The following is a 286-nucleotide window of genomic DNA, read 5'->3' on the forward strand; positions in this document are numbered from 1 at the left end:
AATGGCCTTGCCCAGATCGCGTGGCTCAACCATTAACGGAATATATACTCCGCTTATGCCGGCGTGCTTTATGGCTGCATTGAACATAGACGGAGATTTGGTGCGAAATACACGATTATCGCTAAAAATGCAAAAAACCCTTGTTCTTAAATCAGGATTTTTGGGGTCACCCTGGCCGGAAAAAGAAATTGTATCCATTGCGGGACCTCATCTGGCATATTTTAAGAATAATAACGGGATATCCTGCTTCTTTTAGTTATCCCACGTGTCTTCAGGTTTCAAGGAA

The 286-nt window shown here is 43.0% G+C and carries 1 protein-coding gene; it reads right to left on the bottom strand.

Annotation, left to right across the window (positions count from 1 at the left end; all coding sequences use genetic code 11):
- A partial coding sequence (locus tag MD536_RS21410) for a hypothetical protein (RefSeq protein ID WP_239603819.1) occupies nt 1-198 on the bottom strand: 198 nt, incomplete at its 3' end.
- Nucleotides 199-286: the final 88 nt, after the last annotated feature.

It is taken from the genome of Flavihumibacter cheonanensis (assembly GCF_022352215.1).
Classification (GTDB): domain Bacteria; phylum Bacteroidota; class Bacteroidia; order Chitinophagales; family Chitinophagaceae; genus Flavihumibacter; species Flavihumibacter cheonanensis.